Here is a 21,141-nt window from a genome sequence, read left to right as displayed (position 1 = left end):
AGGGCGCGAGGGCAGCTCCGGTCTCTTCGGGGCAGCCCGCCGCGTGGTGCGTGCGCGTCGACTCAGCGGCCCTCCCTTGCCACGCCAGGGTTCGGGAGAGCCGTCGGGGCCGGGCGGCTGGTACTCAGGCTCGCACGCCGTACCTGGTGGCCCGGCTCTGCGACGGTGCGGGCGTGGCGAGGCGCCGCTCCAGGCACGCGGCGTCCAGTGCGCTACGCCGGTGTGGAGCCGAGATCGTCCCGTTCCCCAGCCGTCATCCGGCGCGCTGAGACGGCAGCCCTGCGGGGAGGCCCGGAGTCCGGCTCCGGGGCCTCCGCAGGGGCTGGTCGAGGGTCGGTCAGCGGGACTTCGGCGGGCGGGCGCCGGTGCGTGGGGGCTTCGGGGCGGCTTCGAGGATGGCCACGCATTCGACGTGGTGGGTGTTCGGGAAGAGGTCGAAGGCCCGGATGCCGCGGAGGCGGTAGCCGTTGTCGGCGAAGTACTTCAGGTCGCGGGCGAGGGCCGCCGGGTCGCAGGCGACGTAGGCGATGCGCCGGGGGGTCAGGCGGGCGATCCGTTCGACGACGACCTTGCCCGCGCCGGCGCGCGGCGGGTCGAGGACCACGATGTCGGCGCGCCGCAGGAACCCGGGGCGGGTGAGGACGCGTTCGACGCGGCCCGCCTCGAGTCGGAGGCCCGGGACGTCGCGCAGGTTGTGCTTCGCGTCCTCGATCGCGTCGCGGCCCGTCTCGACGCCGATCACCTGGTCGCCGTCGGCGAGCCGGTCGGCGATCGCGCCCGCGAACAGGCCGACGCCGCAGTACAGGTCGAGCGCCACGTCGCCCGGCCTGGGCGCCAGGCCGTCCAGCACCGCGGCCACCAGCGTCTCGGCGGCCGCCGGGTGGATCTGCCAGAAGCCGTCGCCCGAGACCCGCCAGGTGCGCCCGGCGGCGACCTCCCGCACGCCCGCACGCCCGTGCACGCGCCGCGCGCGACCCTTGTCGTCGGTGCGGAACACCGCGACGGGCCGGTCGAGTTCGACGATCGGCATGCGGCCGTCCTGCTCCGCGGTCGTGACGATCACGGCGCGGTCGGACGACCCGGGCGAGGCGATCGCCTCGACCGTCTCGACGCCCCGCCAGTCGCGCTCCTCGATGCCGAGCTCCTCGACGCCGGCCGAGGCGATCGCGCAGGACTCGATCACCTCGACGTCGTGCGAGCGGTGCCGGCGCAGCCCCGCCCTGCCGGTCGCCGGGTCGACGGTGAACTGCACGCGCGTGCGCCAGCCCAGCCCCTCGGCGACGTCGTCGGGCCCGGGCACCGCCTCGACCTCGACCGGCAGCTCCAGGCCCGCCAGCCGAGCGAGCTGCTCGCGCACGACGGCGGCCTTCAGCGCGCGCTGAGCGGCCGGCTTGGCGTGCTGCCAGTCGCAGCCGCCGCAGCGCCCAGGGCCGGCGTACGGGCACGGCGGCGTCACCCGGTCGGCGGAGGCGTCCAGCACCTCGACGACGTCGGCGCGCAGGAACCGCGACGTGACGGTGCCGTCGGTCACCTCGACGACGGCCCGCTCGCCCGGGAGCCCGTGCCGCACGAACAGCACGCGGCCTTCGTGCCGCGCGACGCAGTGCCCGCCGTGCGCGACCGGCCCGATCTCGACCTCGTACCGGGTGCCCACCAGCGATTCGGAGGCGTCCGCGGGCGCGGCGGCGGGCGCCGGGCGGGAAGGACGACGGGCACCGAGGGAGCGGGACGGGGGCACGGAACTCCTCACAGACACCGCGCCGGGCGACGGCACGGCGGAATCAGCGGAACCCGCGCGGGCGGACAGGCCGCGCGCGGAGGGAGGGCGCGCACAACATCGGTGCGCGACCCCCCAGCCTACGTCGTCCGGGGCCCGCGCCCCGACCGCGAGCCGCCCTGGGCTCGGCCCGCCCCGGCCGTCGCGGCGCCGGGCGCTACGGCTTGCGCTCGTCGCCCTTGCCGGTCGGTTCGCCGCGCCGGACCGCGCCCGGGGCGTTGTACACGGCCCCGACCTTGACCCGGTCGGAGGACGCCAGCTGCCACGGCACCGACGCCACGACCACGCCCGGGGTGAACAGCAGCCGGCCCTTGAGCCGCAGCGCGCTCTGGTTGTGCAGGATGTGCTCCCACCAGTGCCCGACCACGTACTCGGGGATGTAGACGGTCACCACGTCGCGTGGGCTGGTGCGCCGCACGTTCTTGACGTACTCGATGATCGGCCGGGTGATCTCGCGGTACGGCGAGTCGAGCACCTTAAGCGGCACCTCGATGCCCCGCTCCTCCCACTCCTGCCGCAGCGCCTCGGTCTCGTCCGGGTCGAACGCGACCGTGACCGCCTCCAGCGAGCTGGGCCGCGCGGCGCGGGCGTACGCGAGGGCCCGGAGCGTCGGCTTGTGCAGCTTGGACACGAGCACGATGCCCTGCACCCGGGACGGCAGCTTCATGTCCTCGTCGGTGTCGGCGACCAGTTCCGCCCGCACCCGGTCGTAGTGCCGCCTGATCCCCTTCATCAGCATGAACAGGAAGAACATCGCCAGGATCGCGATCCACGCGCCCTGGGTGAACTTGGTGATGAGCACGATCACCAGCACGACGCCGGTCATCACGAGGCCGAAGGCGTTGATGACGCGGCTGCGCATCATGTGCCGGCGCGTGGCCGGGTCCTGCTCGGTCTTCAGGTGCCGCGTCCAGTGCCGGATCATGCCCGCCTGGCTCATGGTGAACGACACGAACACGCCGACGACGTACAGCTGGATCAGCTTGGTCGGCTCGGCCTTGAACGCCACGATCAGGATGATCGCGAAGCCGGACAGCATCATGATGCCGTTGCTGAACGCCAGCCGGTCGCCGCGCGTGTGCAGCTGGCGCGGCAGGTAGCGGTCCTGCGCCAGGATCGAGCCGAGCACCGGGAAACCGTTGAACGCCGTGTTGGCGGCCAGCACCAGGATGAGGCCGGTGACCGCGAGCACCAGGTAGAACATCGGCGAGGCGAACGTGCCGCCGAAGACCGCGTCGGCGACCTGCGCCACGACCGTCTTCTGCTCGTAGCCTGCGGGCGCGCCGATCAGCTGCTCGGCGGGGTTCTCCGCGAAGTGCACCTTGGTGATGTTCGCCAGCGCCAGCATGCCCATGAGCATCGTGACCGCGACGGTGCCCATCAGGAGCAGCGTGGTGGCGGCGTTCTTGCTCTTCGGCTTGCGGAACGCGGGGACGCCGTTGCTGATCGCCTCGACACCGGTCAGCGCCGCACACCCGGACGAGAAGGTGCGCAGCAGCAGGAACACCAGCGCCAGCCCGGTGAACGAGTCCTCTGCCTTGATGCCGTAGCCGGAGCTCTCCGCGTGCATCTCCGCGCCGGTCGCGTAGCGGAGGAGGCCGAACGCGGTCATGCCGATGATCGCGAACATGAACAGGTAGGTGGGGATGGCGAAGGCCGTGCCGGACTCGCGCACACCTCTCAGGTTCATGCCCATGAGCAAGAGCACGAGCAGCACGGCGTACAGCACCTTGTGGTCGCCTATCGAGGGCACCGCGGACGCGATGTTCGCCACACCGGAGGAGACCGACACCGCCACGGTGAGCACGTAGTCGACGAGCAGCGCGCTGCCGACGGTCAGGCCGGCGTTCGGCCCGAGGTTGACCGTGGCGACCTCGTAGTCGCCGCCGCCGCTGGGGTAGGCGTGGACGTTCTGCCGGTAAGAGGCGACGACCGTCATCATCACGACGACGACCGCCAGACCGATCTTCCAGCTGAAGTGGTACGTCGCCAGGCCCGCCAGGGACAGCGTCAGCAGGATCTCGTCCGGGGCGTACGCCACCGAGGAGAGCGCGTCGGACGCGAAGACGGGCAGCGCGAGCCGCTTGGGCAGCAGGGTCTCGGACAGCTTGTCGCTGCGGAGCGCCCGGCCGACAAGGATTCGTTTGGAGAGATCGGTCAGTCTTGACACGCGGGCGATCGTACGCTGTGCCGATTACGGACCGCGGGGGGCCCGCCGTACACCGCCCGCGTGTAACGTCGCCGGAACGTCTGTCACCCTGGGGGTGAGGGACCGAAAAGGCTGAAAAAGCCATAGATCCCGATATCAGGCACTACGGACATACGCCGGAAGGACGGCCGTGCACATCGTCATCATGGGGTGCGGGCGCGTGGGCTCCACGCTCGCCCAGACCCTGGAGGAACTGGGACACTCAGTCGCCGTGATCGACCGGGACGCCACGTCGTTCCGCCGGCTCGGCGCCCACTTCTCCGGACGCCGCGTCACGGGCGTCGGCTTCGACCAGGACACCCTGCGCGCCGCCGGTATCGAAGAGGCCGGCGCGTTCGCCGCGGTCAGCAGCGGCGACAACTCGAACATCATCGCGGCCCGGGTGGCGCGCGAGACCTTCGGCGTCGAGAACGTCGTCGCCCGCATCTACGACCCCCGCCGCGCCGAGGTCTACCAGCGGCTGGGCATCCCGACCGTGGCGACCGTCCGCTGGACGGCCGACCAGATGCTGCGCCGCCTCCTGCCGAGCGGCGCCGAACCGCTGTGGCGCGACCCGAGCGGCAGCGTGCAGCTCGCCGAGGTGCACGTGAACCCGGCGTGGGTCGGCCACCGGGTCAGCGACCTCGAGCAGGCGTCCGGCGCCCGCGTCGGGTTCCTCACCCGCCTGGGCGAAGGCATGCTCCCCGGCGCGGACACCGTGCTGCAGGAAGGCGACCTGGTGCACGTGATCATGCAGCAGGCCGACGTGGCCGCCGTCGAGGCGGCCTTCGAGAAGGCTCCGGAGGACCACTGATGCGCGTCGCGATCGCCGGAGCGGGCGCGGTGGGCCGATCCATCGCGGGCGAGCTCCTGGAAAACGGCCACGAGGTCCTGCTCATCGACAAGACCCCGGACGCCATCAAGGTCGAGAGCGTCCCGCAGGCCGAGTGGCTGCTGGCCGACGCCTGCGAGATCTCCTCGCTCGACGAGGCCTCGCTGCAGCTGTGCAGCGTCGTGATCGCGGCCACCGGCGACGACAAGGTCAACCTCGTCGTGTCGCTGCTGGCCAAGACCGAGTACGGCGTGCCGCGCGTCGTGGCCCGCGTCAACAACCCGAAGAACGAGTGGCTCTTCAACGAGGCGTGGGGCGTCGACGTCGCGGTCTCCACGCCGCGCCTGATGTCCGCGCTCGTCGAGGAGGCGGTCAGCGTCGGCGACCTGGTCCGCCTCATGCGCTTCAGCCAGGGCGACGCCAACCTCGTCGAGCTGACGCTGCCGGGCGACGCCTCGACGGTGGGCACCCGCGTCGGCGACGTGCCGTGGCCCGAGGACACCGCGCTGGTCACGATCATCCGCGAGGGCCGCGTGCTGGTGCCCAGCAAGGACGACTCGCTCGAGGCCGGCGACGAACTGCTGTTCGTCGCGGCTCCGCACCGCGAAGAGGAACTCGAGGAGCTCCTCTCCCGCTAGCCGCCCCGGCGCACGTGCGACGGCGCCGGACGACGGACAGGGCGCGGCCGCGCACCCACCACGGGTGCCGCGGGCCGCGCCCTCGCGCGTCCGGGACCGCGGCTCACCGCCGCGCGCCGGACGCGCCCGCCTCGTGCGGCTACACCGCCATCCCGGCGTACAGCTCCTCGGCGCGCTCGTGGAAGTCCCGCACCACGCGCTCACGCGCGTACGGCTTCAACCGCGTCCGGAACTCGCGCAGGAAGTCGTTGCACTGCGACGAGTTCAGCTTGCTCGCGATGTCGAGCGCCTCCCCCGCCTTGGCGCACGCCTGGTCCAGCTCGCGCTCCTCCAGGTGCGCGGCCGCCATGAACGTGGTGTCCTGCGCGCAGCGGCGTGTGTAGCCGTCGGTCCTCAGCCCTATGGCGTCGCGCGCGAACCCCTGGGTGGCCTTCGGCAGCCTCAGGTCGCGGTGGCAGTGCGCGAACTCGTGCATCAGCTCGCCCTTGTCGAAGTACTGGCACCACGCGGGGTCGTCGTCGCCGTCCGCCGCGTCCAGGCTCCGCTCGGCCGCGGACAGCGCCTCCACGCACGCCCGTTCGTCGCTCAGCGCGGCGTGCCCGCGCGCCTCCATCGCCAGCACCAGCGCGGCGCCGCGGTGCGTCAGCGCGCCACGGGCGCCCTGCTGCGCGGCACGCGCCAGCTGCACGGCCTCCCAGCCGTGCCCGAGGTACACCGCCTGGCAGGCCATGTTCGCCATCACATAGGCGCCGTACGCGCGGTCGTCGGCCGCCTGGGCGAGCCGCAGCGCCTGGATGTGGTACCGCTGCGCGAGCGCGTGCCGTCCGGAGTCGAACGACAACCACCCTGCCAGCTCCGTCAGTTCGGCGACCGCGCGGAACAGTGCCCGGCCCACGTCGTCGCCGTACGTGCCGGACAGCTTCGTGCGTGCCACTCCGTTGAGGTGGTTCACCACCGTGTCGCGCAGGTCACCGCCGCCCTGGGCGCGGTCCAGCTTGCGGAACATCACGACGGTCTGGCGGATGCGCTCCACATCCGCCTCGCGCACCCGGCCGGTACCGCCGTGCTCCATCGGTTCGGGCTCCACCCCGGTCGCGGTCGACCAGAACAGCGCCGGGCTCGAGAAGGCCGCGGCGCCGAAGGTCGACCCGAGCAGGAAATTGCGGCGGTTCATGTCTCTCCCCGTCAGCTCGACCACGGCGCGGCGGATGTCGGACACCGTGCGAGCGACACTCAATCCGTCGAAGGGATCGGCGGCGGGCGGACGCCGGTCCCTCAAGCCCAGGTCGCTGACCGTCAGTTCGTACCCGAGTCGGCGGCCGAGGACCTCGGCCAGCAGATCGGGAATGGGCCATCGCGGTTGGGCACCGTCGAGCCAGCGGGCGACCGAGGTGTGCGTGCATCCCAGGTGCTGCCCGCGGCGCTCGGCCACCACGTTGACCCAACGGGCGATTTCACGCCTCGTCAGACCGGCCTCTTCGACCAGCGCGCGAAGGTCACCGTTTCCGGCCACCGTCCCCGCCTCCTTTCACACGAGGCATAACAAGGACGCTAGAGGCCGGGATACGGCCGAACGGGGAAATAGTCGGGAAATAGCGCGTGGACCGCAAAAGCTGAACGGCCGCTTTCGCAAGCGGCCGTTCAGGTGCTACTGGTGATCAGCGGGTGGCCGAGTCCGAACCCCTGCTCGACGGCTCCGCCGCGGCGACCGCCGGCGCGTCGGCGTCGGACCCGCCGGATTCGCCCGCCCCGTCGTCCTCGTCGTCCTCGTCCGTGACCTTCACCGGCGGCGGCGCCTTCGACATGATGAGCCACGTCAGGTAGATCGCGACCAGCCACGGCGGCACGCCCAGCGCCACCTTGGCCACACCCAGCCACGTGACCTGGTCCGCGAGGTACAGCGGCACCTGGATGACGATGCGCAGCACGAACAGCGCGACCCACACCCAGGTCGCCTTGGTGTACGCCGCCGCCCTGGCCGGATTCTTCCGCCAGGTGAAGTTCTCCCCCAGGATCGGCCCCAGCACGACGCCGATGAGCGGCCACCGCACGAGGATCGACACCAGGTAGGCCAGCGCGTACCCGCCGGACATCAGCACGCCGAGCAGGTAGAAGTTCTCCGCCTTGCCCGACTTCACCGCGACGAAGGCGGCGATGGCCACGCCGAGGAAGCCGCCCAGCGCGTGCATGAGCGTCTCGCGGCGCGCGAGCCGGATGGCGGCCAGCACGGCCGCGACGCCCACCGCCGCATAGGCGGACGTGGTGGTCTCGTCGCTGACGATGAACGCGATGACGAAGACGAGGCCGGGGACCGTCATGTCGATCATGCCGCGCACCCCGCCGAACGCGGCGATCAGCGACGCCGCGCTCTCGGTCGGTGCGGGCTTGCCGTCCGACGCGGGCGCGCCCTCGCGCGGCGTGCTCGCGGAGTGCCCGGGATCGGCCTCGGTAGTCAACGTCACCCTCCCCCGCCCACCGGGCGAAGCTCGTACTTCGGGTTGAACAGGACGGGACGCCCCTGCGCCGTGGTCACGCGGCCGCGCGCCACGAGCTGGCGGCCCGGCTCTATCCCGGCGATCTTGCGGCGGCCGAGCCACACGACCGACAGCGCGCCCGACCCGTCGTACAGCTCCGCCTCCAGCGCCGGCACTCCGGCGCGTGGGCGGAAGGTGACGGTACGCAGCGTGCCGCCGACGGTGACCAGGTCACGCTCCGCGACCGAGCCGATCGACGTACAGCCCATCTGCCGGCAGTCGACCTGCAGTTCCTCGGCCTCCAGCTCCTCCTGCGTGGAGGTGAGCCGGGTGAACATCCGACGGAATCGGCCGGGCTGACGCTCGACCCCGGTGGTACCACTCATGAACGCGAGGGTACCGGGTCGAGCGCGCGACCGGGATCCGCCGAAGGTCCCCTGTGGACGATCGCGGGCGCCCGGCGGACCGCCCCGGGACCCGGCTCACGCCTCGAACCGGTACCCCATGCCCGGCTCGGTCAGCAGGTGCTTGGGGTGCGACGGATCGGGCTCCAGCTTGCGCCTCAGCTGCGCCATGTAGACCCGCAGGTAGTTGGTCTCGGTGCTGTACTGCGGCCCCCACACCTCCTGGAGGAGGGCCCGCTGGCTGACCAGCCGGCCGGCGTTGCGGACCAGGACCTCGAGCAGGTGCCACTCGGTCGGGGTGAGCCGCACGTCCTTGCCGTCCCGGTGCACCTTCTTCGCGGCGAGGTCGACCGTGAACGCCTCCGTGGAGACGACCGGGGCCTCGTCCTCGGGGGCGGCGCGGCGCACGGCGGCACGCAGCCTGGCCAGCAGCTCGTCCATGCCGAAGGGCTTGGTGACGTAGTCGTCGGCGCCCGCGTCCAGCGCGGCGACCTTCTCGTTCGACGCCTGGCGGGCGCTCAGCACGATGATCGGGATCTTGGTCCAGCCGCGCAGGCCGCGGATGACGTCGACGCCGTCGATGTCCGGCAGACCGAGGTCCAGCAGGACCACGTCCGGGTGGTGGTCGGCGGCCGCCGCGAGCGCCTCGGTGCCGTCGGCGGCGGTGTCGACCTCGTAGCCGCGGGCCTTGAGGTTGATGGCCAGGGCCCTGACGATCTGCGGCTCGTCGTCCACGACGAGCACCCGTGTCATCGAACTGCCTCCGTACTCGGTAGTGCCGTGCCTGGTCCGGCCTCGTGGGGTTCACGATGGCCGAAGAGTTCACTCAATCGAAGGACCGCGACGCGGCCGCGGGGTGGTCGGGCGAGAACCGCGCGCCCGACATCCGCATCGTCAGCGTCATGGTGAGCCCCCCGCCGGGGGTGTCCTCGGCCACCAGGGACCCGCCGAGCGCCTCCGCGAAGCCGCGCGCGACCGCGAGCCCGAGGCCCACGCCGTTGCCCGCGGGGGCGTCCCCGTAGCGCTGGAAGGGCGCGAAGATCCGCTCCTTGGCCTCGTCCGGTACACCCCGCCCGCGGTCGATCACGCGCAGTTCGACACGGTCGCGCAGCGCGTCGGCCTTCACATGCACGCGCCGGTCCTTCGGGTTGTGCTTGACCGCGTTCTCTATGACGTTCGCCAGGACCCGCTCCAGCAGGCCCGGGTCCGCCCACACCGTCGGCAGCGACTCGGGGATGTCCAGGACCACCGACGTCTCGGGGACGCCGATGACCGCGCCCGGCACCACCTCGTCCAGCGCGACGTCGCGGAACAGCGGCGTCACCGTGCCGGTCTGCAGGCGGCTCATGTCGAGCAGGTTCCCGATCAGCCCGTCGAGCCGGTCGGCACCCTGCTCGATGGCCTCCAGCAGCTCGGCCTCGTCCTCGGGCGACCAGCTGACGTCCTCGGAGCGCAGCGAGGACACGCTCGCCTTGATGGCCGCCAGAGGGGTGCGCAGGTCGTGCGAGACGGCCGCGAGCAGGGCGGTGCGGATCCGATTGCCCTCCGCGAGCCGCCGCGCCTCGGCGGCCTCCGCGACCAGCTGGCGGCGCTCCAGCACGACGGCCGCCTGCGCGGCGAACGCGCCCAGCACCCGCCGGTCCTCCGCGGGCAGCATGCGGCCCGACAGGGCGAGCGCCATGGTGTCGGACACCGGGACGTCCACGTCCGCGTCCTCCGGCCTGCGCACCGGGTGCGGCCCGACACTGCCGACGCACGCCCACGGCCCGTGCTGCTCGACCCGCTGCAGCATGGCCACCGACTCCATGCCGAACGCCTCACGCACCCGCTCCAGCAGCGCGGGCAGCGCCTGCTCGCCCCGCAGCACGCTGCCGGCGAGGAAGCTGAGCGTCTCCGACTCGGACTGGCTGCGTGCCGCCTGGTGCGTGCGCCGCGCGGAGATGTCGACGACCGTGGCCACCGACAGCGCGACGATCACGAACACCACCAGCGCGAACATGTTCTCCGGGTCGCGGATGGTCAGCGTGTGCAGCGGTGGCGTGAAGTAGTAGTTCAGCATGAACGACGACACCACCGCGGTGAGTGTCGACGCCCACAACCCGCCCAGCAGCGCCGACCCGACGGTCAGCAGCAGATAGAGCAGCATCTCGGTGGGCAGCGCCAGATGCTCGCGGTTGTCCACCATGATCACCGTGAGCAGCACCGGCCCGATCAGCGCGACGAGCCACGAGACCATCAGGCGCTTCCGGCCGAGCCCGGAGCGCGGCACCTTCACGGTGCGGCCGACACCCACGTGCTCGTGCGTCACGATGTGCACGTCTATGTCGCCGGAACGCGCGGCGACGGTCGCACCGACTCCGGGGCCGAGGATGTACTGCCACGGCTTGCGGCGGCTGCCGCCCAGCACGATCTGGGTCGCGTTGACGCCGCGGGAGAAGTCCAGCAGCGCCGTCGGCACGTCCTCGCCGATGACCGAGTGGAAGCTGCCGCCCAGCGACTCGACGAGTGCCCGCTGCTGGGCGAGCGCCTGCGGGGACGCGCCGGTGAGGCCGTCGCTCTTGGACACGTACACCGCGAGCAGCTCTCCGCCGGAGCCGCGCGTCGCGATGCGCGCCGCGCGCCGGATGAGAGTGCCGCCCTCCGGGCCGCCGGTCAGGCCGACCACGATGCGCTCGCGCGCCGGCCAGGTGGCGTCGATGTCGTGCTCGGCGCGGTACAGCTGCAGGTACTCGTCGACGCGGTCGGCGACCCACAGCAGGGCGAGTTCGCGCAGCGCGGTCAGGTTGCCGACCCGGAAGTAGTTCGACAGCGCGGCGTCGACCTTCTCGGGCGCGTACACGTTGCCGTGCGCCATGCGGCGGCGCAGCGCCTCCGGCGACATGTCGACCAGCTCGATCTGCGACGCGCGGCGCACCACCGCGTCCGGCACGGTCTCGCGCTGCGGGACGCCCGTGATGGACTCAACGACGTCGTTGAGCGACTCGAGGTGCTGGATGTTGACGGTGGAGATGACGTCGATCCCTGCGTCGAGGATCTCGTCGATGTCCTGCCAGCGCTTGGCGTTGCGCGAGCCCGGCACGTTGGTGTGCGCGAGCTCGTCGATCAGCGCGATCTTCGGGCGCCGCGCGATGACGGCGTCCACGTCCATCTCGGTGAACGTCGAGCCGCGGTGCTCGACGTACTGGCGCGGGACGACCTCCAGGCCGTCGAGCATCTCCTCGGTGCGCGGGCGCCCGTGGCACTCGATGAGCCCCACGACCACGTCCGCGCCGCGCGACCGGCGGCGCTGGCCCTCGCCCAGCATCGCGAAGGTCTTGCCGACGCCGGGTGCGGCACCCAGGTAGATGCGTAGCTTTCCGCGTCCCATGCCGTCCATTGTGGTCCCCATCAGCACAAACGGTCCGCCCGGGCCCACCCGTGCGGGTGGGCCCGGGCCGGTGTCACTTCGTCGCCGCGAGCTTCTGCAGGGCGATGTTCAGCTCCAGGACGTTGACGCGCTCGTCGCCGAGGATCCCGATGACGCGGCCGTCGACGTGGTCCTCGACGAGCTTCTTCACCTTGGCCGGGTCGAGGCCGCGCTCCTTGGCGACGCGGTCCACCTGGATGAGCGCGTACGCCTTGGAGATGTGCGGGTCCAGGCCGGAGCCGGACGCGGTGACGGCGTCGGCGGGCACCTTGTCCTCGGGCACCCCGTTGAACGCCGCGACCTGCGCCTTGCGGTCCTTCACCAGCTGGATGAAGTCGGCGTTCTCCGGGCCGTAGTTGGACGCCCCAGAAGCGAGCGGGTCGTAGTTGCCGGCCGACGGCCGCGGCTGGAACCACTTGGGGTCGGGCTGCCCGGTGCTCTTGCCGTCCGGGCCGACGATGTCGAAGCTCTGGCCCAGCAGGCTGGAGCCGACCTCCTTGCCGTCGACTTTCACCTTGGAGCCGTTGGCCTGGTCGCTGAACGCGACCTGGGCGATCCCGGTCATGGCGAGCGGGTACGCGACGCCCAGGACGACCGTGAGCACCAGCAGGGCGCGCAGGCCCGCGAGGAACACGCGGATTCGGGTGCTTGCGTTGGTGGCCATGGTGATCAACCGATTCCGGGGATGAGCGAGACGAGCAGGTCGATGAGCTTGATCCCGACGAACGGCGCGACCAGGCCGCCGAGACCGTAGATGCCCAGGTTCCGCGCCAGCATCTTGTCGGCGGACAGCGGCCGGTAGCGGACACCGCGCAGGGCGAGCGGGATGAGCGCGACGATGATCAGGGCGTTGAACACGACCGCCGAGATGATCGCCGACTCGGGCGTCGCCAGGTGCATGATGTTCAGCTTGTCCAGCGGGGCCAGGCCCGCCGGGCCGCCGGCCACCGCGAACATCGCGGGGATGATCGCGAAGTACTTCGCGACGTCGTTGGCGATGGAGAACGTCGTGAGCGCGCCGCGCGTGATGAGCAGCTGCTTGCCGATCTCGACGATCTCGATGAGCTTGGTCGGGTTCGAGTCGAGGTCGACCATGTTCCCGGCTTCCTTCGCGGCGGAAGTGCCGGTGTTCATCGCCACGCCCACGTCCGCCTGGGCGAGCGCGGGGGCGTCGTTGGTGCCGTCGCCGGTCATCGCGACGAGCTTGCCGCCGGCCTGCTCGCGCTTGATGAGGGCCATCTTGTCCTCGGGAGTGGCCTCCGCGAGGAAGTCGTCCACGCCGGCCTCGTCCGCGATCGCCTTGGCGGTCAGCGGGTTGTCGCCGGTGATCATGACCGTCTTGATGCCCATGCGGCGCAGCTCGTCGAACCGCTCCCGCATGCCCTCCTTGACGACGTCCTTCAGGTGGATGACCCCCAGGACGCGGGCGCCCGCGGCGTCCTCGACGGCGACCAGCAGCGGGGTGCCACCCGCCGCCGAGATGCCGTCGACCAGCTCGCCGGACCGCCGCGGGACGCTGCCGCCCCGCTCGGCCACCCAAGCGTTGACGGCAGAGGCGGCGCCCTTGCGGACCCGGCGGACGACGCCGGCGTTGGTGACGTCGACGCCGGACATCCGGGTCTGCGCGGTAAACGGTACGAACTCGGCGTGTCCCAGCTCGCCCTCGTCCCGCTCGCGCAGGCCGTACGCGGTCTTCGCGAGCACCACGATGGAGCGGCCCTCGGGGGTCTCGTCCGCGAGCGACGACAGCTGTGCCGCGTCGGCCAGTTCGGCCTGCGTGACGCCGTCCAAGGCGACGAACTCGGCGGCCTGCCGGTTGCCGAGCGTGATGGTGCCCGTCTTGTCCAGCAGCAGCGTGCTCACGTCACCCGCCGCCTCCACCGCGCGGCCCGACATGGCGAGCACGTTGCGCTGCACCAGCCGGTCCATGCCCGCGATGCCGATCGCCGACAGAAGCGCGCCGATCGTCGTGGGGATGAGGCAGACCAGCAGGGCGATCAGGACGATGATCGACTGCTCGGCGTGCGAGTAGATCGCCAGCGGCTGCAGCGTCACGACCGCGAACAGGAAGATGATCGTCAGCGACGCCAGCAGGATGTTGAGCGCGATCTCGTTCGGCGTCTTCTGCCGCGCGGCGCCCTCGACGAGCGCGATCATCCGGTCGATGAAGGTCTCGCCGGGCTTGGTGGTGATCTTCACGACGATCCGGTCGGACAGCACCTTCGTGCCGCCGGTGACCGCCGAGCGGTCGCCGCCCGACTCGCGGATGACCGGCGCCGATTCGCCCGTGATCGCCGACTCGTCGACGCTCGCGACGCCTTCGACGACGTCGCCGTCACCGGGGATGATGTCGCCGGCCTCGCAGACGACCAGGTCGCCGACCTTGAGGTCGGTACCGGGCACGCGCTCCTCGCGGCCCGACGTGCCGCCCACGAGACGTCGCGCGACGGTGTCGGTCTTGGCCTTGCGCAGCGTGTCGGCCTGCGCCTTGCCGCGGCCCTCCGCGACGGCTTCCGCCAGGTTGGCGAAGATGACGGTCAGCCACAGCCAGACCGTGGTGATCCACGCGAACGTGCTGGGGTCCTTGACCGCCATGATCGTGGTCAGGACCGAGCCGATCTCGACGACGAACATGACCGGCGACTTCGCCATCACGCGCGGGTCGAGCTTCCTGAGCGCGTCCGGGAGGGATTTGAGCAGCTGGCGCGGCTCGAACAGGCCCGCCGCGACCCGGCCGGGTGCGGGCGGCTGCTCGGGAGCCTGTGCGGTGGTCTGAGGGGTCTGAACGGTGGTGGACATGGTTATGCGAGCCCCTCCGCGAGCGGGCCGAGCGCGAGCGCCGGGAAGAAGGTGAGGCCGGTGACGATCACGACGACGCCGACCAGCGTTCCGACGAACAGCGGCTTGTGGGTCTTGAGCGTGCCGACGGTCTCGGGCACCTGGCGCTGTTCGGCCAGGCGGCCTGCGAGCGCGAGCACGAGGGCGATGGTCACGAAGCGGCCGATCAGCATCGCCAGGCCGATGGTGACGTTGTAGTACTCCGTGTTGGCGCTCAGGCCGGCGAACGCGGAGCCGTTGTTGTTGGCGCCTGAGGTGTACGCGTACAGCACCTCGGACAGGCCGTGCGGCGAGTCGGAGTTGAGGATGCTCGCCCGTTCGCCCGGAAGGGCGAGCGCGACGCCGGTCATCGTCAGGATCGTCGCGGGGACGACCAGGATGTACATCGCGACGAGCTTCATCTCGCCGGCGCCGATCTTCTTGCCCAGGTACTCGGGCGTGCGGCCAACCATGAGGCCCGCGACGAACACCGCGAGGATCGCCATGACGAGCATGCCGTAGAGGCCCGAGCCCACCCCGCCGGGCGTGATCTCGCCGAGCATCATCCCGAGCATCGTGATGCCGCCGCCGAGGCCCGTGAACGAGGAGTGGAACGAGTTGACCGCGCCGGTCGACGTCATCGTGGTGGACACCGCGAAGAGCGACGAGCCCGGGACGCCGATGCGTTGCTCCTTGCCCTCCGTCGCACCGCCGGCGATCTCCAGCGCGGTGCCGTTGTGGTGCATCTCGGTCCAGGTCATCAGGACCACGAAGACGAACCAGATGGTGAACATCGCGGCGAGGATCGCGTAGCCCTGCTTGGCCGAGCCGACCAGCGTGCCGAAGGTGCGCGGCAGCGAGAACGGGATGACCAGGATCAGGAAGATCTCGACCAGGTTGGTGAAGGCGTTCGGGTTCTCGAACGGGTGGGCGGAGTTGGCGTTGTAGAAGCCGCCGCCGTTGGTGCCGAGCTCCTTGACGACCTCCTGCGACGCCACCGGGCCGCCGGTGACGGTCTGGTGCCCGCCGCTCAGCGTGGTCACGGTGTGTGGGTCGGCGAGGTTCTGGATGGTGCCGGACGCGACCAGGACGATGGTGCCGACGACCGCGATGGGCAGCAGGATGCGGACGCAACCACGGACCAGGTCGACCCAGAAGTTGCCGATCTCGCCCGACCGGACGCGGACGAAGCCGCGGACCAGCGCGACGGCGACGGCCATGCCGACCGCCGCGGACACGAAGTTCTGCACGGTCAGGCCGGCCATCTGCACGAAGTGCCCGACGGCCTGCTCGCCGGAATACGACTGCCAGTTGGTGTTCGCCGTGAACGACGCCGCGGTGTTGAACGCCTGGTCGGCCTTCATCGGCGCGAACCCGAGGCTCCACGGCAGCTTGTCCTGCAGGCGCAGCAGCGCGTACAGCCCGAGCAGCGAGAACATCGAGAAGGCCAGCACGCTGCGCAGGTAGATGCCCCAGCGCTGTCCGGAGTCGGGGTCGGCGCCGACGGCCTTGTAGATCCAGCGCTCGGGACGCGTGTGCTTCTCCGAGGAGTAGACCTTGGCCATGTAGTCGCCGAACGGCCGGTGGACCGCGGCGAGCAGGGCGACCAGCAGGGAGAGCTGGAGGATCCCCGCGACGGTGGGACTCACTAGAACCTCTCGGGGAATATGAGGGCGAGCACCAGGTAGCCCAGCAGGGTGACGGCGACGACGAGGCCGACCACGCTGTCCGCGTTCACAGCTTCGCCACCCCCTTGGCGATGGCGACGACCAGCGCGAAGAACGCGATCGTCGTGAGTACGAAGGCCAGATCAGCCATCGCTGCCGCTCCTCGTTCAGGGTGTTTGGGGACGGTGTGCGGCTCATTGATAGCAGCCCCAACACCCTGCAAATCACCCCAAAAAGGGCATTCAGCGAAGTGCTAGCGCCGCGTTGACGCGGCCTCACGCGTTCTTGACGCGCCCCTGACACCGCCGCCCCGCGGCGACTCCCCGGCGGACCCCGGAGCCCCGGGCACGCGAAAGGGCCCGGACCCATCGCGACGGATGGATCCGGGCCCTCGTACAGCCCTATGCGGCGGTCAGCGGACCTCGGTGATCTCCGGGCCCCGCTGGAACGGGTTCAGGTCCCCGCCGTACTGGTTCCTGCCCTGCTCGCCGGCGTCGTCCCCACCGGGGGCGACACCGCTCGCCGGGTCGATCTGGGCGTTGTCGGGCAGCCGCAGCAGGATCGGGTCGCGCGGCGCCATCGGCTCCGCGCCGCGCACTACCACGGTGTCGCGGAAGATCCGCTCCAGCTCCGCGCCGGTGTCCGGGTCCACCGCGGCCCGGCCGGAGATGACGCCGCGCAGGAACCAGCGCGGGCCGTCGCAGCCCACAAAGCGCACCAGCTGCGCGCCCTGCGTGCCGTCCGGCAGCTGCACGGGCACCTGCGCCCGCAGCTCCCAGCCGAGCCCGCCGTCGAGCTCGTCGACGACACCGCCCTGCTGGGTGATGCCCGACGCGATCTCCGCGCGGATCTCGTGCCAGATGCCCTCGGAGCGCGGCGCCGCGAACGCCTGCACCTGTACGGCACTGTCCTCGAGGATCACGGTGGCCGCGATGATGAGGTCGTTGGCGACCTCGACCCGCAGCTCCATGCCCTCCGTGGCGGGCACCAGCAGACCGCCCAGGTCGATACGGCCCTCGTGGGGGTCGTCGAGCTCGCTCTCGTCCCACGGCCCGTCAGGGCGCGGGGCGGGCGGCAGTGGGCGGCGCAGCGCCTCGTCGTCTTCCAGCTCGTCGGCCGGCTCGTCCTCGTCGAGCTCGGCGAGGTCGTCGAGCTCCTCGACGGACTGGTCGGCTTCTTCGTTGCGTCGGCGACGTCGGAACACGTCAGAGTCCTTCCCTGTCGGAAGCCGAGTCTTTCACTGTGTCGGTACCGGTTGGCTCAGCCACGACGGCGGCGTGGCCGCCGGTCGACCCGAAGCCGCCCTCGGCCCGGTCCGATCCCGGCAGGACGCCGACCTCGTGGAACCTCGCCCGTTCCACTCGTTGCACAACGAGCTGGGCGATGCGGTCACCGCGGCGAAACGCGACGCTCTCGCGTGGATCGTGGTTGACCACGATGACCCTGATCTCGCCACGGTATCCCGCATCGATCGTGCCCGGGGCGTTCACGAGCGACACTCCGCAGCGTGCCGCGAGTCCGGACCTCGGGTGGACGAACGCCGCGTAGCCGTCCGGCAACGCGATGGCAACGCCGGTGGGCAGCACGACGCGCTCGCCGGGGCCCAGCTCGGCGTCGACCGCGGTCACCAGGTCGGCGCCCGCGTCGCCCGGGTGGGCGTACCCCGGAAGCGGCAGGTCCGGGTCCAGGCGGCGGACCAGGATGTCGACCGGCTCCGCCGCGGCGCTCACGGGTTGACCTCGAAGGCGCGCGCCGCCTTGATGACGTCCGGGTTGGCCATCGCACGCTCGACGTCCTCGGCGCGGCCGTTGGACACGAAGTGCTCGAAGCCGACCGCGATGAACAGCGAGGCGGCCTCGACCGCGACCGGCCCGTCCGGCGCGTCCAGCCGGCCGACGGCCTTCGCGTAGATCTTCCGGCCGTCGACGCCCGTGCACCACGCGTGGATGTACAGCGTCGAGCCGACCGGCACCGGCATGCGGAAGTCGGTCTCCAGGCGGGCGGTGACCGCCGGTGTGTGCAGCAGGTAGCCCAGTGCGCCGAGCGCCTCGTCGAACGCGCACGACAGCAGGCCGCCGTGGGCCAGCCCCGGGGCGCCCTGGTGGCCCGTGCCGACCACGAACTCGGTGTCCACGCTGACGCCCTCGCCCACGCGGGTGCGCAGCTTGAGGCCGTTCTCCAGCTCCTCGCCGCACCCGAAGCAGCCGTCATAGTGCTCGCCGAGCTCGGTGCCGGGCGGCGGCGCGCTGGGGTGCGGCCCCGGCACGCTGGTGCCCGGGGACGGGCTCAGGGAAGAAGGTCGACTCACCCGGGGGAGATTACTGCCTTTTCGCGGTGGGACCGTGTGCGGGCTGCCCACCCGTCGCCCCCCACCACCCATATTCGAAGGCGCTTCGCGCCTGCTGTCTCTCATTTCACACGGGGAAAGGCCGCCGGTGGGGGTTGGTGGCCGCACACCCGTGCGCACTACGGTCGTCCTGGGCTGTGGGGGCGGACGCATGGGCGGGACGGAAGGAAGCACATGACCAAGAGCGTGGTCGTGACCGGCGCGACGAGCGGAATCGGCCTCGCCACCGCCCTGGAGCTCGCCCGGGCGGGCCTCGACGTCATCGGGACCGCCCGCACCGAGGACAAGGCGCAGCTGCTGCGCGAGGCCGCGGAGCGCGACGGCCTGGGCGTCCGCACGGTGCTCCTGGACGTGTGCGACGAGAACTCGACGGTGCGCGCGTTCACCGAGATCGCGACGATGACCGGCGGCGGCCCGTGGGCCGTCGTCAACAACGCCGGTGTGGCCCAGCCCGGCGCGGTCGAGGACGTCGAGGACGAGCAGATCCGGCACCAGCTGGAGACCAACCTCGTCGCGCCCGCCCGCATCGCGCGCCTCGTGCTGCCGCAGATGCGCCAGCGGCGCAGCGGCCGGATCGTGAACATCTCCTCGATCTCCGGGCGCGTCTCGTCGCCCTTCCTCGGCTGGTACTGCGCCAGCAAGCAGGGCCTCGGCGCGGTCACCGACGCGCTGCGGATCGAGGTCGCGCAGTTCGGCGTGAAGGTGGTGCTGATCGAGCCGGGCAGCTTCGGCACCGACATCTGGGAGCGCAGCGTGGGCAACCTGCCGCCGCGCAAGCACTCCGCCTACTCCGACTCCTACGAGCTCGCCGACGAGATGCTGCGCCGCGCGGAGTCCCTGCCCGACCCCGCACCGGTCGCCCAGGCGGTCCGCCACGCGCTGCTGACGCCCCGCCCGCGGCCGCGCTACCTGGTGGGCTCGGACGCCCGCGCGGGCGCCCTCCTGGACGCCCTGGCGCCGCGCGTCGTGTCCGACTACGTCAAGGGCGTGGCGACGGGCCTGCGCACTCCGCCCGACCGCGTCATGCGCCTCCTGGAGGCGGCGACCCGGCGCCAGGGCCGCTGAACCCGCCGGCGGGACGGTGCCGCAGGTCAGCCGCGCGCGGGCGGCTGACCGGGCCGGGCCGCCGTACCCCTGGTACGGCGCCGTCCCCCCGAGATGACAGGGTGGTCCCATGCAGGCGTACAACGAGCGGCTCTCGGCACCGACGGCGTGGTGGGGTTTCGCCGTGCTGGGCGGCCTCATCGGCGGGATCATCTTCCTGCCCGTCGGCCCGGCGGCGGCGGGTGTCGCGGTGCTGGTCGCGGCGGTCCTGATCGGGGTCGGGGTCAACGCGTACGGCGCGCCGCGGATCCGGGTGACCGGCGACGAGCTGCTGGCGGGCAAGGCCCGCGTCCCGCTGTCCGCGCTCGGCGAGGCGACCGCGCTGGACCAGGAGGAGGCGCGTGCGCTGCGCATGGAGCGCGCCGACCCGCGGGCGTTCATGCTGCTGCGCAGCTACGTGCCGACGGCGGCACGGGTCGAGGTGACCGATCCTGAGGACCCGACGCCCTACCTGTACCTGTCGACCCGCAACCCGGCGCGGTTCGTCGAGGTGCTGGACGCCGTGCGGAAGCACCGTTCAGCGCAGCCCGACGCAGGCTGACCGGCCCGCCCGTCGCCCCTCGTTCGCCGGCGCGCGCGGCGCGTGAGCCGCGCGCGGACGGCGCGTGAAGAGCACGGACGCGAAGAACGCCCGCCGGTGGTGCGGCGGACGTTCCGTGTCTGCGGCCCGGAGGCTCTTTCCCCGGCGGTGCCGTCGAGGCCCGTGCCGGGTGGTGCGGTGGTTCCTTGCCTTCTGTAGGCCCGTTTCGATCATCGGCAGGGGCGGTCCGCTCCTGCCAGGACCCGGTCGCGTGCGCAGGGTTCCGCTTGCCGATGATCGATCCTGGCGGGCCGCCTGGAGCGGCCAGGGGCCCGGGGATCGGACGCCGTCAGGCGCAGTCGCGGCAGATCGCCTGGCCGTCCTTCTCGGAGACCAGCTGGCTGCGGTGGTGCACCAGGAAGCAGCGCGAGCAGGTGAACTCGTCCGCCTGCCGCGGGAGCACCCGAACGGACAGCTCTTCGTTCGAGAGGTCCGCGCCGGGCAGCTCCAGGCCCTCGGCCTGGTCGAACTCGTCGACGTCGACCGCGCTGGCGGACTTGTCGACGCGCCGGGCCTTGAGTTCCTCGATGCTGTCTTCGTTGACGTCGTCGTCAGTCTTGCGTGGAGTGTCGTAGTCAGTCGCCATATACCTCTCCCCCTCCGGGTGGATCTGTTGCCGATGCGTCCCGTGGACGCTGCCTTCAGCGCACGTAACGCATCAGGGGCCGGAGTTGTGCCCGACCTGAGGCGCAGATTCTGCCTCATAGCAAGGCTTGTTACTCAATCGACACCCAACCGAACCCCCGAAGAGGTGACTTGGTTGGATGGGTGGCCCACTGTAACTCTCCATGCACGCAGGCAACCAGGAGGAATCGTGACGGTCTACGCGCTTGGTGAACAAGTACCCACTGTGGGCCCCGATGCCGTCCGGGAGCGTACCTCCTTCAGGGGTGACCGCGTCCCGGAA

At 71.5% G+C, this 21,141-nt stretch carries 19 protein-coding genes; 4 read left to right on the top strand and 15 right to left on the bottom strand.

Annotation, left to right across the window (positions count from 1 at the left end; all coding sequences use genetic code 11):
• Nucleotides 1-337: 337 nt before the first annotated feature.
• Together QI554_RS21520 and QI554_RS21515 are read right to left on the bottom strand one after the other, a co-directional pair.
• A complete protein-coding gene (locus QI554_RS21520; protein WP_281471810.1) occupies nt 338-1,657 on the bottom strand; it encodes a class I SAM-dependent RNA methyltransferase in 1,320 nt (439 codons plus the stop codon).
• A 277-nt stretch (nt 1,658-1,934) separates the two neighbouring features.
• Entirely contained in the window at nt 1,935-3,947 is a 2,013-nt protein-coding gene (locus QI554_RS21515) for an APC family permease (RefSeq protein WP_281471798.1), read from the bottom strand.
• Nucleotides 3,948-4,116: 169 nt separating this feature from the next.
• On the opposite strand from QI554_RS21515, the gene QI554_RS21510 reads away from it, so the two are divergent.
• Both QI554_RS21510 and QI554_RS21505 read left to right on the top strand, forming a co-directional pair.
• Nucleotides 4,117-4,779, top strand: coding sequence for a potassium channel family protein (locus QI554_RS21510; RefSeq protein WP_281471797.1), 663 nt, complete (start codon nt 4,117-4,119; stop codon nt 4,777-4,779).
• Nucleotides 4,779-5,435: a potassium channel family protein gene (locus QI554_RS21505; protein WP_281471796.1), complete on the top strand. Its 657-nt coding sequence runs from the start codon at nt 4,779-4,781 to the stop codon at nt 5,433-5,435. Before QI554_RS21510 ends, QI554_RS21505 begins: the two co-directional genes overlap by 1 nt.
• Nucleotides 5,436-5,574: 139 nt before the next feature.
• Here the strand turns inward: QI554_RS21505 and QI554_RS21500 are convergent, their stop codons facing one another.
• From QI554_RS21500 to QI554_RS21445, 12 genes are all read right to left on the bottom strand, one after another.
• Nucleotides 5,575-6,948: an NsdA family TPR-like regulatory protein gene (locus QI554_RS21500; protein ID WP_281471795.1), complete on the bottom strand. Its 1,374-nt coding sequence runs from the start codon at nt 6,946-6,948 to the stop codon at nt 5,575-5,577.
• 145 nt (nt 6,949-7,093) lie between these two features.
• Nucleotides 7,094-7,891 carry a DUF3159 domain-containing protein gene (locus QI554_RS21495; RefSeq protein WP_281471794.1) on the bottom strand — a complete coding sequence of 266 codons (798 nt, stop codon included), beginning with the start codon at nt 7,889-7,891 and terminating at the stop codon, nt 7,094-7,096.
• A gap of 2 nt (nt 7,892-7,893) precedes the next feature.
• Nucleotides 7,894-8,295: an OB-fold nucleic acid binding domain-containing protein gene (locus QI554_RS21490; protein ID WP_281471793.1), complete on the bottom strand. Its 402-nt coding sequence runs from the start codon at nt 8,293-8,295 to the stop codon at nt 7,894-7,896.
• Between the two features lie 96 nt (nt 8,296-8,391).
• Nucleotides 8,392-9,066 (bottom strand): response regulator, encoded by a 675-nt coding sequence (locus QI554_RS21485; protein ID WP_281471792.1) that lies wholly within the window; start codon nt 9,064-9,066, stop codon nt 8,392-8,394.
• Nucleotides 9,067-9,139: 73 nt separating this feature from the next.
• Nucleotides 9,140-11,680, bottom strand: coding sequence for a DUF4118 domain-containing protein (locus tag QI554_RS21480; RefSeq protein WP_281471791.1), 2,541 nt, complete (start codon nt 11,678-11,680; stop codon nt 9,140-9,142).
• 73 nt (nt 11,681-11,753) lie between these two features.
• The gene (gene kdpC, locus QI554_RS21475) at nt 11,754-12,383 is read right to left on the bottom strand and encodes a potassium-transporting ATPase subunit KdpC (protein WP_281471790.1); all 630 of its coding nucleotides are present in this window, start codon (nt 12,381-12,383) and stop codon (nt 11,754-11,756) included.
• Between the two features lie 5 nt (nt 12,384-12,388).
• Entirely contained in the window at nt 12,389-14,518 is a 2,130-nt protein-coding gene (kdpB, locus tag QI554_RS21470) for a potassium-transporting ATPase subunit KdpB (protein ID WP_281471789.1), read from the bottom strand.
• Between the two features lie 2 nt (nt 14,519-14,520).
• Nucleotides 14,521-16,185 carry a potassium-transporting ATPase subunit KdpA gene (gene kdpA / locus QI554_RS21465; protein WP_281471788.1) on the bottom strand — a complete coding sequence of 555 codons (1,665 nt, stop codon included), beginning with the start codon at nt 16,183-16,185 and terminating at the stop codon, nt 14,521-14,523.
• Entirely contained in the window at nt 16,185-16,274 is a 90-nt protein-coding gene (gene kdpF, locus QI554_RS21460) for a K(+)-transporting ATPase subunit F (RefSeq protein WP_281471787.1), read from the bottom strand. Before kdpF ends, kdpA begins: the two co-directional genes overlap by 1 nt.
• Nucleotides 16,275-16,615: 341 nt before the next feature.
• Nucleotides 16,616-17,407, bottom strand: coding sequence for a DUF3710 domain-containing protein (locus QI554_RS21455; RefSeq protein WP_281471786.1), 792 nt, complete (start codon nt 17,405-17,407; stop codon nt 16,616-16,618).
• Between the two features lies 1 nt (nt 17,408).
• Nucleotides 17,409-17,933: a dUTP diphosphatase gene (gene dut, locus QI554_RS21450; protein ID WP_281471785.1), complete on the bottom strand. Its 525-nt coding sequence runs from the start codon at nt 17,931-17,933 to the stop codon at nt 17,409-17,411.
• Nucleotides 17,930-18,511: a PaaI family thioesterase gene (locus QI554_RS21445; protein WP_281471784.1), complete on the bottom strand. Its 582-nt coding sequence runs from the start codon at nt 18,509-18,511 to the stop codon at nt 17,930-17,932. The genes dut and QI554_RS21445 overlap by 4 nt, the downstream gene beginning before the upstream one ends.
• 213 nt (nt 18,512-18,724) lie before the next feature.
• Here QI554_RS21445 and QI554_RS21440 point away from each other — a divergent pair, with 213 nt between their 5' ends.
• Entirely contained in the window at nt 18,725-19,615 is an 891-nt protein-coding gene (locus tag QI554_RS21440) for an SDR family oxidoreductase (RefSeq protein WP_281471783.1), read from the top strand.
• A gap of 109 nt (nt 19,616-19,724) precedes the next feature.
• Complete coding sequence (locus QI554_RS21435) at nt 19,725-20,195, top strand: DUF3093 domain-containing protein (protein WP_281471782.1); 471 nt, start codon at nt 19,725-19,727, stop codon at nt 20,193-20,195.
• A 328-nt stretch (nt 20,196-20,523) separates the two neighbouring features.
• Here QI554_RS21435 and QI554_RS21430 read toward each other — a convergent pair whose 3' ends face one another.
• Nucleotides 20,524-20,820, bottom strand: a complete 297-nt coding sequence (locus QI554_RS21430; RefSeq protein WP_281471781.1) for a DUF4193 domain-containing protein — start codon at nt 20,818-20,820, stop codon at nt 20,524-20,526.
• Nucleotides 20,821-21,141 lie beyond the last annotated feature (321 nt).

This window comes from Yinghuangia seranimata, assembly GCF_029953285.1.
GTDB classification, from domain to species: domain Bacteria; phylum Actinomycetota; class Actinomycetes; order Streptomycetales; family Streptomycetaceae; genus Yinghuangia; species Yinghuangia seranimata.
This window is presented reverse-complemented; position numbering and strand designations above follow the sequence as displayed.